Annotated in this window: 13 protein-coding genes; 7 read left to right on the top strand and 6 right to left on the bottom strand. The window is 44.6% G+C overall.

Annotated features, from left to right (window positions below; all coding sequences use genetic code 11):
- Positions 1-166 precede the first annotated feature (166 nt).
- The 3 genes from KXJ80_RS14880 to KXJ80_RS14870 form a co-directional block, all read right to left on the bottom strand.
- Positions 167-859, bottom strand: coding sequence for a ChrR family anti-sigma-E factor (locus tag KXJ80_RS14880; protein WP_218738423.1), 693 nt, complete (start codon positions 857-859; stop codon positions 167-169).
- Positions 852-1,520, bottom strand: a complete 669-nt coding sequence (locus KXJ80_RS14875; RefSeq protein WP_169547731.1) for a sigma-70 family RNA polymerase sigma factor — start codon at positions 1,518-1,520, stop codon at positions 852-854. The genes KXJ80_RS14880 and KXJ80_RS14875 overlap by 8 nt, the downstream gene beginning before the upstream one ends.
- 122 nt (positions 1,521-1,642) lie before the next feature.
- A complete protein-coding gene (locus KXJ80_RS14870) occupies positions 1,643-2,194 on the bottom strand; it encodes an LON peptidase substrate-binding domain-containing protein (protein ID WP_037417721.1) in 552 nt (183 codons plus the stop codon).
- 96 nt (positions 2,195-2,290) lie between these two features.
- Between KXJ80_RS14870 and KXJ80_RS14865 the strand changes: the two genes are divergently transcribed.
- Together KXJ80_RS14865 and KXJ80_RS14860 are read left to right on the top strand one after the other, a co-directional pair.
- On the top strand, positions 2,291-2,905 hold the full coding sequence (locus tag KXJ80_RS14865) for a class I SAM-dependent methyltransferase (RefSeq protein WP_218738424.1): 615 nt from the start codon (positions 2,291-2,293) through the stop codon (positions 2,903-2,905).
- Between the two features lie 225 nt (positions 2,906-3,130).
- Positions 3,131-4,075 (top strand): chemotaxis protein CheV, encoded by a 945-nt coding sequence (locus KXJ80_RS14860; protein ID WP_218738425.1) that lies wholly within the window; start codon positions 3,131-3,133, stop codon positions 4,073-4,075.
- A gap of 52 nt (positions 4,076-4,127) precedes the next feature.
- On the opposite strand, the gene KXJ80_RS14855 is transcribed toward KXJ80_RS14860, so the two are convergent.
- Positions 4,128-4,769, bottom strand: a complete 642-nt coding sequence (locus KXJ80_RS14855; RefSeq protein WP_218738426.1) for a hypothetical protein — start codon at positions 4,767-4,769, stop codon at positions 4,128-4,130.
- Between the two features lie 51 nt (positions 4,770-4,820).
- Positions 4,821-5,180: a DUF2750 domain-containing protein gene (locus KXJ80_RS14850; protein ID WP_037425300.1), complete on the bottom strand. Its 360-nt coding sequence runs from the start codon at positions 5,178-5,180 to the stop codon at positions 4,821-4,823.
- A gap of 424 nt (positions 5,181-5,604) precedes the next feature.
- On the opposite strand from KXJ80_RS14850, the gene KXJ80_RS14845 reads away from it, so the two are divergent.
- Positions 5,605-6,888, top strand: coding sequence for a lytic murein transglycosylase (locus KXJ80_RS14845; RefSeq protein WP_218738630.1), 1,284 nt, complete (start codon positions 5,605-5,607; stop codon positions 6,886-6,888).
- A gap of 160 nt (positions 6,889-7,048) precedes the next feature.
- Positions 7,049-7,537: an FKBP-type peptidyl-prolyl cis-trans isomerase gene (locus KXJ80_RS14840; RefSeq protein ID WP_037417724.1), complete on the top strand. Its 489-nt coding sequence runs from the start codon at positions 7,049-7,051 to the stop codon at positions 7,535-7,537.
- Between the two features lie 244 nt (positions 7,538-7,781).
- Here KXJ80_RS14840 and KXJ80_RS14835 read toward each other — a convergent pair whose 3' ends face one another.
- Positions 7,782-9,710 carry a M1 family metallopeptidase gene (locus KXJ80_RS14835; RefSeq protein ID WP_218738427.1) on the bottom strand — a complete coding sequence of 643 codons (1,929 nt, stop codon included), beginning with the start codon at positions 9,708-9,710 and terminating at the stop codon, positions 7,782-7,784.
- Positions 9,711-10,047: 337 nt separating this feature from the next.
- On the opposite strand from KXJ80_RS14835, the gene KXJ80_RS14830 reads away from it, so the two are divergent.
- From KXJ80_RS14830 to ushA, 3 genes are all read left to right on the top strand, one after another.
- Entirely contained in the window at positions 10,048-10,275 is a 228-nt protein-coding gene (locus KXJ80_RS14830; protein WP_037425292.1) for a DUF3389 domain-containing protein, read from the top strand.
- A 75-nt stretch (positions 10,276-10,350) separates the two neighbouring features.
- Positions 10,351-11,016: an alpha/beta hydrolase gene (locus tag KXJ80_RS14825; RefSeq protein WP_156143183.1), complete on the top strand. Its 666-nt coding sequence runs from the start codon at positions 10,351-10,353 to the stop codon at positions 11,014-11,016.
- 363 nt (positions 11,017-11,379) lie between these two features.
- A complete protein-coding gene (ushA, locus tag KXJ80_RS14820; RefSeq protein WP_069454797.1) occupies positions 11,380-13,089 on the top strand; it encodes a bifunctional UDP-sugar hydrolase/5'-nucleotidase UshA in 1,710 nt (569 codons plus the stop codon).
- Positions 13,090-13,372 lie beyond the last annotated feature (283 nt).

The following is a 13,372-nucleotide window of genomic DNA, read 5'->3' as shown; positions in this document are numbered from 1 at the left end:
AGGGTAACAACAAGATACTTCTCAAAACGCGGTGCAGTATAACAGTAAATTACCCGCTGGCAAGTGTAATTTTTGCTCAGCGAGTAATGTTTTTATATTGTTTCTTTTGTTGCTATTTTGTGGGTTGGTTTTTAGCTATTTTTCACTATTCGATGCATAACTGTCTTTAGTAAATCAGCTCACCAATAGGGTTTAATAATTTGCTTAATCCTTTAGTGAAATAGAGCGGTGCGTCCAACACTGTGTAACATAAACATCCCGTTTGAGTTGTGGGAGAATGCTGTGTATTACCATCTAAGAGAATAAAGTCGCCAGGAACATAATTACCTGATGAGTCCGAAAATTCGCCCGCCAATAATAACGTCAACTCAATCCCTTTATGGGTATGCTGTGGGATTTCACCTAGCGCTTCAATATGCAATAAACTGGCGCGAGTATTTTTTTCATCTAGGTCGAATCGCATCCGACTGACTTTACCAATTTGTTGCCATGGCTGTGCAATATGCTGCCGAAACACCCTAGGCAGTTCGTAGCGGATATTTTTATAGTTAACACTCACTGAAGATTCTATGTAGGGTTCATGCATAGTGCTTTCGGGAAGCGCCATAATGTTCGATAACATTTGTTGCCAGGGATCATTATCGACGGCATCAATCTCATTTGACGTGTTGTATTGAACCGCATTATCACTGGGGGAAATAAAAGCGAGTTTGGCCGCTTCTTCAGTCAATTTAGCTACTTGAGTTTGGCATTCTTGGCATAAGGCACAATGCGCAGCAACAGCGATAGACATCGACAAAGGGAGCTGACCTTGTGCATGGGCCTGAAGTAATTCTGCATGGGGGTGATGTTTAATCATGTTGTGTCTCCAAAAAGCTTTTAAGCTTTTCTAACCCCAATCTGAGTCGCGATTTAATGGTGCCAATGGGGACTTTTAAGGCATCAGCCAATTCTTGCTGGGTGAGTTCTTGCATATAAATGCCTTGTACTACTTGACGTTGAGCAAGGGGCAGGGCATCTAAATGAGCGAGTAACTTGGCGGTCAATTTATGGTCAGGGTTGTTATCTTGGCTAACCGCAACGTCATACAGTGGCCAGATATCATCGCCAAATGCATCTTCACGATTGTGCTGTACTCGTCTAAGCATATCGAAGCATTGGTTACGCATAATGGTAAATACCCACGTTGCGACAGAACCTTTATCTGCATTGTATAAATGAGATTTAGTCCAAACGATGGTCATCGTTTCTTGAACTAAATCCATGGCGAGGCCTTGTTGATTTAATCGTTGCAGGCCAAATGCCCGAATTTTGGGCATAAAGTGACTGAACAAATAGCCAAATGCCGCTTTGTCCCGTTGATTAGCAACTTTGATGATGGCGCTCACTAAGGGATCTGCATCCGTTTTATGCTCATCGGCAATCAAATTATGGTTATCGTTTTCCATAGCTATTTCAATAGGGGGCGATAACTGCCTATCATAGCGATTTTGCGCTGAATGTGATTGAAAATTTTCCATTATTGAGCTCTTCATTTAAGGTTCAATCCCGTTCGAACATGGCTTCAAATCCTGCTTCGCAGTCAATGTTCGATAAGCATGCAGACCAATACGCAGCGCCCTAGAAATTGGATCACTAAAAATTATTTTATAACGGTTCTTAATAAATCCAGTGTGAGCTGGTGGTCGAGCGCATTAATGCAGGTGTACTTTTCCGCTGAACGTATGGGTAAAATTTCAAGCCAGCGTTGGCAAACCCATGCAATATCATCAAATTGTGCCGCTTGATATTGTTGTAGGTGCTTTGGGTACTCTTTCAGAATATTTTGCAACATATCACTGAGATAACGCTCATTTTTTTGAATCTGTGCTGCTGGCCAGTTATCGATTAGACTGATTTGCGCGCGCTTTAAACCATCGGACTCCACATTGATGTCGCCGAGAGTAAATCGTTGTTTCCCTTCAATGCTGACACCTAACATGCCATCAGGTAAGGTCTCAAAGTCAATGATATGCACTAGCGTTCCAATAGGATAAAGCGTGCTATTTTCCTCTGATGTCATACACAGGCCAAAACCATCGCCTGATTTAAGTGATTCAGCCACCAAACGTTTATATCGAGGTTCAAAAATTCGTAATTGAGTATATCCCTCAGGTAATAAACAGATGGGTAATGGAAAAAGAGGTAATTTCATAGTGGCCTCGGGTGAACTTAAGTTTCTATCATTACGTACCATCATCAGAATTTGATCAGTGTTTCAAGCAACAGCCTACTCATTTAAGGGGATATGATGAAGTTAAATCCATTCGAGAAAAAGCTGGTTCAGCATCCGCTGCGTTTTTGGTTGCAAAACCATATTGAAGCACCATTATTGACCTCAATGATGCCTAAACCGCTTGTGTATATTCAACAGGCGCTCGAAATTGGTTGTGGTTTTGGCAATGGTATTCATTTGATCCGTGAGCATTTTGGTGCCGAGCATGTTACCGCGGTGGATCTCGACCCTGAGATGGTGAGTGCAGCTAAGGCCCGCTGGAGGTCTTCAGCCCATGGGCTCGAACAGCTCGACTTTAGTGTTGCCGATGCAACCGCATTACCTTTTAAGGATGCACAGTTTGACATCGTGTTTAATTTTGCGGTGTTCCACCATATTCCTGACTGGCAATCCGCGATTGTTGAGGTTGCCAGGGTATTAAAGCCGAACGGGTATTTTGTGATAGAAGATCTTTACCGTGCCGCGATTTGTAATCCACTGAGTCGCCGGTTGTTTGAGCATCCGCAGCAGAATCGATTTGACCATCAGCAATTATTGCATATGCTTCGCCAAGCGGGGTTTAAGATTGTATGTGACAGGAATCTGTTTAATTTGAGCGGTATGGTGCTGGCTCAAAAAGTTTTTGCTTAAACCTTAAGGTCTTTATATCGCTGAATATTGAATTGAGCATGGGTTGATTGTTTGTTCTGTGAACTGCTTGCCCGAGAAATGAGCAGTTTTCGCATCAGAGTGATTGTAATTTTTAGATAAAATCGACATATCACATGGTTCTCATTGCGAGTTTGCCGCTATAATTTAGCTTAATCCTTAGCAGCTGAGGGAAGTCCTTCCTCCCCAGAGTAGAGAAGTCGCATTATGGCAAATGTCTTGGCAACGGTAGATCAACGCACCAATCTCGTCGGTGAAAATCGGCTTGAACTGCTGCTGTTTCGCATTAATTCGATGCAGCTATTTGCGATTAACGTCTTTAAAGTTAAAGAAGTCGTTAAACTACCACACCTTAACGCTATGCCTGGGAGCCATCCGCATATTTCTGGTGTAGCTAATATTCGGGGAATGTCTATTCCGGTGATTGACTTGCGTTCGGCCATTGGTTTCAAACCTGTGCCGCCAGATGATAATGCCAATATGATCATCACTGAATATAACCGCAGTGTGCAGGGATTTTTAGTCGGTAAAGTCGAGCATATTATCAATATGACGTGGAGTGATATTATGCCGCCGCCGAAAACGGCGGGTCGGAATAATTATCTTACCGCAATCACCCGAATCGAGTATCAAAGCCAGTCGCAATTGGTTTCAATTATCGATGTGGAGAAGGTGCTGGCTGAAATTGTCCATTACGATATTAGCCTATCTGAAGGTGTTTTAGATGAGAGCTTGTTAGACAAAATGCCCGGCCGGAAAATTTTGATTGTAGACGATTCATCGACCGCAAGGCGGCAAGTGCGTGAAACGCTTGGCCAATTGGGTATTGAAATTATCGAAGCCTCCGATGGGTTGCAGGCGTTACATTTACTGCAAAAATGGCGCGATGAAGGTAAGAATGTCGCCAAAGAACTGCTCATGATGATCACCGATGCCGAAATGCCTGAAATGGATGGTTACAAACTGACCTATGAAGTTCGTAATGATAAGGCTATGGCGGACTTATTTATCACGCTAAATACTTCGCTGAGTGGTAGCTTTAACAATGCGATGGTGGAGAAGGTGGGCTGTGATCGTTTTATTTCTAAATTCCAACCTGATTTACTGGTTGAAGTCGTACAGGACAGGTTAAAACAAGTTCTCGGTAAATAACTTCATCTAAACGAGTGGCTGCCTTTACAAACATAAGGTTTTAGTTTGGTGGCTACTCGCTTAATTCTGCTTTGACATCGGCTAACACTTGGCGCTTCATTTCTTTCGCCGCGGCAATGTGGATACGTGCAAGCCTGAGTGCGTAGCTAAATCGATGTTTACCAACGAGCCTAAGTAATGCTGCAAAAAAGGCTGAATCTAAGCAAAATTGTTTGCTGTAGTAGTGAATGGCGGCAGGCAACGATGAATAGCTTACGCCATCGAACTCAAACTGAGTACTGTCTTGTTGACATTCGAGGTCAACCCCTTCAAGCAGAATGGGCCATCCGGGAAAGTTGATCCTGTCGCGGGCAATTTGATACATCATCCAAGCACTTTTTTTAAAGCCTTCAAACACTTTGCAGGAAAACTCAGACTCGGCGAGTTCCGCTTCTGTCCAATTAATGCCAATGGCTAAATGTTTAGCGTAAAGGGCCATTAAGGCATCTTTAACCGCCATTCGGCAGTCCCAAATTGAGGTTAAGGGATGTTGTTTCGCCAGTTTTAAGCATTCGCTGCAGCAAGGCACGGCAAGGGAAGGATGGGGCGCATGCGGCGTTGCATGATATTCAAAAAAATCTTTACAAGGTTCACCACAAAACCAGCAAAGGTGGCGCTTATCGAAGGGAATATCGATACAAGTAATAGGCAACATCAAGGCCAGAGTTCCTCTGGCCTTGATGTGTTAAGCATGATGCTGAGAAAATTAAGCTTCTTCAACATCAACTAAGTTTTTGGCAAGTACGATAGGATCGAGTTCTAAACATTCTTCATCGCTTTGCCAATCAACGCCAATGAGCACGCCATCATCATTTAAATCGAATACCCAGTACTCAAGGAATTCTTCAAGGCTAATCGCAACGGCTTGGTAGTCTTTCCATTCTTCGGTGCAGTGGGATTTTGCCTGTGCTTCGCTTGACCACAAAGGCATTACATCAGTGTCTTCGAACTCGCCTGAGTCACAAACCACCCAGCCTTCGCCTGTTTCATCCATCAAACCCCACAGTGTTTGATGCTCTTTTACGTTTTCGATAAAGCCAGCTAAAGCCGCGTTGATTTCAGTCATGATAGGTCTCTTTGAAGTTGCTATTAACTCACCCATTATACGGCAACGGCTAGATAGACCAAGGGATTCTTTGTTAAGATTTTTTCGCTGTTGTTTAACTGAGCAATAAGCGAATTTATCCGTGTATTTATGGTGATGAGCATTGTGTTGACGGGCGCTATCGGTCAGGATGTGCGCTCTAGAGGCGTAAATCGGGTTAACCGGAATTACGCGCATCTGGAGGATTTCCAGTAGGGGAGAAAATACCTTTGTGGATTTTTAGCCGTTGTTCATTCTCGTTTATCCTTGAATTAAGCCAGCAACTGCTTTGTGGCTAAAAATCGTATCTCTCTTGGCATGAGTCGATCCCAACTCGTGTCTTGCTCAGCTAAGGCATACCTTAGCACTGAATTGAGGAGTAATTGATTTGATGAAAGCAAAAGGCATGTACTATCTTGCAGCGAGCATCACGGCTTGTGTTAGCTTAAGTGCTTGTTCTAGCGCGCCGACCGCTAATGCTACGTCTGACAATAATAGTCAAATTGCTATCGAACAGGCGCAAGCCGCGCAAGACGTGCAATTGAACGAAATTATCGCCAGCCATGCGGCCGCCTTTCCGACGTGTGTTGCAAACCTTCAGGCGCGCGCGCAACGTGAAGGTCTATCTGAAGAGACTATTAACAATACAGTGGCAAGCCTACAGTTTGTACCTAAGGTGATTGAGCTTGATCAAGCTCAGCCTGAATTTAGTCAAACCTTCACGAACTATTTCACCAAACGGGCAACGGATTGGCGAGTTAATGAAGGTCGACGTCTACTTAAAAAACACCGAGTATTGCTTGATAAACTCGCGCAGCAATACGGCGTACAGCCACAATACATTCTGTCTTTTTGGGGACTAGAGACCAACTATGGTTCTTATAAAGGCAAAATGTCCGTCTTAGATTCCCTTGCAACCTTAGCCTGTGAGCCTCGTCGAAGTGATTATTTTACGACTGAGCTGATGCAAGCGCTTAAGCTTAAAGAAAAATATGGCTTCGATAAGCATACCATGGTGGGCTCTTGGGCGGGCGCCATGGGGCATACTCAATTTATGCCCTCGGCTTATGCTAAATATGCCATCGATGGCGATGGAGACGGTAAAGCGGATCTGTGGAATAGCACAGAGGATGCCCTCACATCAGCGGCTAACTTTCTACAACACTTAGGCTGGCAGCGTAACGAGCGTTGGGGCCGCGAAGTATTATTGCCAAACAATTTTAGCTACCAACATCTTGGGGCTAAAGAGGCGCAGCCTCTGTCACAATGGGCTTCGCAATCTGTGCGGCAAACGAATGGATTGTCTTTGCCCGCTATTGATATGAAGGCCGCGCTATATTTGCCTTCAGGTCACACTGGACCTGCGTTTTTAGGCTATGAAAACTTCAATGTGATTATGCGTTGGAATCGCTCGGAGTTTTACGCCATTACCGTGGGCCATTTGGCTGATAGAATTAATGGCGGCGAACCATTAAAAGTCGCGCCGCCCGAGCAGCCACGTTTGAGCCGCGAGCAAATCAAACAGTTACAAACCAAACTGAATGAATCCGGCTTTGATGTTGGTAAACCTGATGGTGTGTTAGGCCGCAATTCGACTGCGGGGATCCAAGCATTCCAGCGCAGTAATAATATGATTGCCGATGGTTTCCCAAGTCCTGAAGTCTTTACTGCCCTAGGTATTTCACTCTGATAGACGCCTCGTTATAGGTCATCGCCCGCAGACAATGCTTGAAGCAACCACTGCGCTCCATTGGCGCAGTGGTTTTGCAGGGATAAAACAGTGGAGTGCAAAGGCCAGTTTTGTTAAGCTCGGCCGACATTTGAAATCGAAGCAAGTCAAAGGATATTCGATGAACATTAAAGACGATATGGTTGTGCAGTTTAATTACACCCTGCGCGACGAAAAAGGCGAAGTGATCGAGACGAACGAAGGTCGCGAGCCTATCGCTTATTTACACGGTCATGACAACATGATGCCTGGTGTTGAGAATGCGATTAATGGTAAAGCGGTCGGTGAAAAGTTCACAGTGACGCTGCCATGCGCTGAAACCTATGGTCAACGTATTGAAGGTGAAGCGGCGCAGCAACGTGTATCGGTAAAGCACCTGTTAGGCGCTAGCGTGTGGAAGCCAGGTATGACGGCGGTCGTTCATACTGACCACGGTCAACGCCAAGTGACAATCGTGAAAGTCGGTAAATTTATGGCGACCGTGGATGTTAACCATCCATTAGCGGGCCGTGACTTAACCTTCGATATCGAAGTGGTTGGCGCCCGAGATGCGACCGATGAAGAAATCGCCCACGGTCATGCTCATGGTGTCGGTGGTCATCACCACTAATCGGTCAGAATGTGATGTTTGATAGCGCTGCTAGCGCATTTTAAGTGCTGCGATACAATCACCTGCCGATGATAAAGCAAAGCCCAAACCTAAGTTTGGGCTTTTTTGTTGGGTTATTATTTGAATTCTGCTTTAACCTCATTTCGTGACGGTAAATTCACCTCAAACCGCTCTTTACCGCGCTTACTGCGATGAATTGACTTAATTCTTAGTTTTCACACTCCAGATCAATCTTCACTTGCGGTTAATGCTCGTGTTCAATCGGGGTATCGCTAAACATCATATCTAAACTGGCTTGAGTCTGTGGATGGTAGCCGCTGCGCGCCGCAAGATAGATGGCTTTAGCCCAGTCATAGTGCTCGCTGCTCGCCAGTTTTTGGTACAAGGGCACAATCAGCCTGCGCCTGCCGATCTCAGTTAAGTGCTGTTTTAATGCGGGTAACACGCTGTAGTACCCGTTATCGAGAGCGAGGGAATACCAAGCAAAGGCAATTTCGTTGTTGCCTGTGCCAGTAAAATGAAAGGCGTTATCGAGCTCCAAAAGTTGTACTGGTGTCAGGTTTAACCGTGGCATTTCGTTAATGAATCGCAGCCATTGATGCACAGTCCAGCTTTGGGTGTTGAGTGCATTGGCCTTTGCTTTACCATCCAGCCATGCTTGGCGCTGGGCATCGATATCATCGAAGGCGTGTGAGTTGGGGGGCACTAAAAAGCTAGGTAGCCCCTGTCCCTCCACCCAAGTATCCACTTCGGACTCACTGACGATATTGGGATATTTTTGCAATAACTGCTGCGTGAGGTAATTGCGGAACTGCTCCGTGGTAATGCTTTGAAACGCAAAGTGATCAAAGTAACTTTTGACAAAGTTATCGAAGCGTTCACGGCCGAACTTTTGCTCAAGGAAACGCAGGAATAATTGTCCTTTGACATAGGGCACGCCGCTAAAGGCATCGTCGGGATCGCGCTCACCTAAGTCAATATGCAGTACGGTGTCGCCTGCGGGTAACTCGGCTAATTCTGCCAGCAGCTCTGAGTAACTAATGGTTTGCTCCATCAATGCACGGTCGCGGCCATAGAGATCTTCCATAATGCGGTTTTCCACATAGGTGGTAAAACCTTCGTTGAGCCAGAGATCGCGCCAGGTGGCGTTAGTGACTAAATTGCCCGACCAAGAATGGGCCAGCTCGTGGGCAATTAAACTCACTAAGCTTTTATCTCCCGCGATGACTGTGGGAGTAATAAAGGATAATCGCGGATTTTCCATCCCGCCGAAGGGGAAGCTGGGCGGGAGGATCAACAGATCGTATCGACCCCAGCGGTAATCGCCGTAGCGTTTGGCGGCGATGGCGATCATCTCCGGCGTATCGGCAAATTCTTTGCTGGCCTTGGCAAGCATTTCTGGCTCGGCCCAAATGCCTGAGGTGTCGTCTAAGGCGGCAAATTGCAGGTGTCCCGCAGCAATGGCAATCAAGTAAGCTGGAATCGCCTGCGGCATAGTGAATTGGGTTTGAGTTGCAGACACGCTCTCTCGGTCGGCACTCATCACGACGCTAATGCCTTGCTTGGCTGTGACTGTGGCGCTGTAGGTTTGGCGCACTGCGGGCGTATCTTGCAGCGGGATCCAGCTCCTGGCATGGATGGCTTGGCTCTGGCTAAACATAAATGGCCATTGCTTACCTTGGGTTTGCTCTGGAGTCAGCCATTGAATGCCTGATGGATTCTTGGATGTATGGTAATTAACTTTGATCTTAGCGACTCGCTCTTGAGGCAGATTGATGGTGAGCGCTGCGCCTTTGACCTTATCGGCTGCACCTAAACTAAAGGGCACGGATTGCCATTGGCCGTTTGCATTTAACATGCTGACACTGTTAATCGTCAGGTCACGGGTATCTAACACCACCATCTTGCCTGCTTTATGCCAATCTAGCTCGAGAATGGCGTTGCCCGAAAGTTGTTGCAGCTCAAAATCCACATTTAATGCGAGTTCAATGTGGCGAATACTTACTTGTTGGTAATTGGCAAAGGTCAGTTCATCGGTGGCAGTATGCAATTGGCTGGAGGAGACGCTAGCAACATTACTATTAGGTAAGCTATTGGTTGCATTGGCATATTGTACTAATGGCAGCAGTAGCAACAGGGCACTGCTAATGAGGGTACGACGGGATAAAAACATATAACCACCCAGTGTTGTGATTCTTGTATGGTGTAAAACGCGATCGCCGCGGGCGACTGTATTCGTTGGGGCGTGAGTTTACTCGAACTCAGTAGGTTTGGGGCTATTTAGCTGACACTAAAATGTAATCAAACTTAATTTGGGATGAGGTTGACGTTGAGGAAAGGTTACTCTTTTACGAAAACGCACGCCAGAGTGTGCTATTTAACTCTTGCAGGGGGATGCAAAGCGACTTGGCTCATTGAGGTTATCGGGTATGTAAAAGTACATCCCCAGCGATATAACTTTGTTATCATGACGCGTGTTCACAATGTCTTATAGCTACAACAGGACAACTATGGTACTGGATTTTTCACAGGGTAAGCTGATAGCAACAGAGTTTGAAGTACAGATCAGATTAAGCGTGGCCAATGTTGTGCTTCAAGCGAGTGCCGAAGATATTAGCCTTAGGCTTGACCCTCCAATGATCATCGCCAATGGTGGCGGCGTGCGTTGGAGCATGAAATTAGATAACGCGGAACAGCTCGATGCGTTACAAGCACTCCTCGGGATTGATTATTTGTAAGCACACTTGATTATTGCCAAATGTGCTTGACGTTTAACCTTAATTTTCAATGTGATTTAGAAAGGATATATCAGTATGACGCTCGAACGTATTGTGATTGAACCCCAAGTTGAGGCGACCGCGGTTGTGGTCTGGCTTCATGGGTTAGGCGATTCTGGTGCTGGTTTTGCCCCCGTTGTACCTGCGCTAGGGTTGCCAGCGGATCACAGTATTCGCTTTATTTTTCCCCATGCACCTGAGCAGGCGGTCACCATCAATGGTGGTTATATTATGCGTGCTTGGTATGACATTAAAAGTATGGACTTGCATGATAGAGCGGATATGCAGGGCGTGATGGCATCAGAATTAAGCGTTCAGGCGCTGATTGATGAACAGATTGCCGCAGGTATTCCAAGTGAGCGCATTGTGCTGGCGGGATTTAGCCAAGGCGGAGTGATGAGTCTGTTTACCGGATTACGCTATCCTCAAAAACTTGCCGGTATTATGGCGTTATCCTGCTATTTGCCAACGGGTGATGTTTTGCCAAGCCAGCTAAGTGTGGCCAATGCTGACACGCCGATTTTGCAGCAGCATGGCGAGCAGGATGATGTCGTTCCGTTATCAGCCGGATTGTTGGCAAAAGAGGCATTAATTGCCGGTGGATATCCGGTGCAATGGCAAACCTATCCGATGCCACATTCAGTTATTCCTGTGCAATTAAAAGCGATTAGTGCTTGGTTACAACAGCGTTTTGAAATGTAGTTAAATCTAAATGCTTATAAAATCATCATGCGGTAAACAATTTTTTGCCGCTTGATGTTTTTTATAAAGAACAATGCGGCTGTCTGCGAAACTTCTGTAAGCTACTTAAATTAAAGCGTTTAAATTTACAATTATATTTTTAATTGTCATTAAATTCGAAAAGTGAAAATAAGTCGATTAGCTTATTTTTTATTTGAAACAAAACTGTATTAAAACTCGCCAAAAATCCCACATTAAAGTCACGTTTATTAATAAAAATGACACAATTCATCTTTATTCTTTGATATTATGCGTGACGCGAGAGTTGATGGTACTCGCACAATCTATCTATGATAAAATAATTAAAATCAAGGGGTTGATGTAATGACAAATAAGCTTATTAAAGGATTAATTGCCACTGCTGTGCTTGCTGCGTTAGCAGGTTGTAATAGTGATGATGACAAAGTTCCAACAACTTGCGCCGAAGCGGGTGCTGCCTGTAAAACATTTACGGTATTACATACAAACGATAACCATGGCCGTTTTTGGGAAAACAAAGATGGTGAATATGGTTTAGCTGCTCAGAAAACTTTGGTTGATCAAATTCGTGCTGAAGTCAGCAAGAAAGGTGGTCAAACATTGTTGCTTTCTGGTGGTGATATTAACACTGGTGTGCCTGAATCCGATTTACAAGATGCGATTCCTGACTTTACCGGTATGAACAAAATTGGTTACGACGCAATGGCGGTCGGTAACCATGAGTTTGATAATCCATTATCCATTGTGGACATGCAACGTAGTCTTGCTGAATTCCCTATGTTAGCGGCTAACATTTATAAGACTGATGGTACTCGCTATTTCGATGCCTATAAAATATTTGATGTTAATGGTGTCAAAATAGCTGTTATCGGTCTAACCACTGAAGATACTGCTAAGATCGGTAACCCTGAATATATTAGTGAATTAGAGTTCAGAGATCCAAAGACTGAAGTTGCCAAAGTCATCAAAGAAATCAAAGATGCTAAGTCGGCAGACATCATTTTTGCTGTGACGCATATGGGTCACTACGCCGATGGCCAAAATGGTAGCAATGCTCCTGGTGATGTGGCGTTAGCCCGTTCACTTAAGGAAGGTGAACTTCAAGTGGTGATTGGTGGTCATTCACAAAATCCCGTCTGTATGGAGCCAGGTAATAAGGCCTATGCAGCATTCAAACCGGGCGATGCCTGCGCACCAGATCAACAAAATGGCACTTGGATCATGCAAGCCCACGAATGGGGTAAGTATGTCGGTCGTGCTGACTTTGAATACTTTAATGGTGAACTTCACTTAGCCAGCTATAAATTAGTGCCAGTGAACTTAGTTAAAGAAGTCACTGATGAAGCGGGTAACAAGAAAAAAGTACTCGTTGGTGAAAAGATTGAGCCTGATACAGAGTTAAAAGAGCTGCTTTCTTACTATCAAGAGAAAGGTCAAGCTAAGTTAGACGAAGTGATTGCGACTACCGATGCGCTGCTTGATGGTGAGCGTGCAAACGTACGTAACAAACAAACCAACTTAGGCCGTATGTTAGCCATGGCACAAAGTGCTAAAGTATCTGCTGATTTTGGCGTGATGAACTCTGGTGGTGTGCGCGCTTCTATTAAAGCGGGTAACATTACTTACCGTGATGTACTCACCGTTCAACCTTTCGGCAACATGGTAACCTTAAACGAAATGACTGGTGCGGCTGCTGCTGATTATTTAGGGGCTGTGGGTAGTTTACAAATTGGTTCTGGTGGTTATGCGCAAATTACCGGCGTGAAGATGACCATTGACTGCGTGGCTAAAAAAGCGACAGTTCATGAAATCAATGGTAAAGAGTTCAGCGCTACAGCAAACTACAAATTCACTGTACCTAGCTTTAACGCTGCAGGTGGTGACGGTTATCCAAAACTGGCGAGCCCAATCCAGACAGGTTATGTAGACGCCGATTTACTTTATTCCTTCCTGAAAGAGAAACAATCCATTGTTGCAGCTGATTATAATCCAGTAGGTGACATTGTGTATGAAAACTCTGAAAGTGTAGAAGGTTGTAAGATTACTGCTAAGTAATCTACAGCGGTTAATAAAATGCCACTCAATTTGAGTGGCATTTTTATTTTGCTCGTTTATTTTTCCATCCGTTAGATACAGCCTAAAATCACCATAAAATAAAGCGATACATTTTGCTAATTATGTATATTAAATTGAGTAGATTGATATTTAGTAACGCCAGGTGTTCAATTGATTCTATTTGTATCAGTTTATCAATAATCGCTTAAATTTGCTTAAAGACCTTTAACGCTATGTTTGGGTTGAATTTTGTACGTTTTAAACTCAAAATTTATTTGCTGTG

The sequence above is a fragment of the Shewanella xiamenensis genome, assembly GCF_024971755.1.
In the GTDB taxonomy this organism is placed as follows: domain Bacteria; phylum Pseudomonadota; class Gammaproteobacteria; order Enterobacterales; family Shewanellaceae; genus Shewanella; species Shewanella xiamenensis.
Note: the sequence above shows the minus strand (reverse complement) of the source record. Positions and strands in the feature narration are given on the sequence as shown.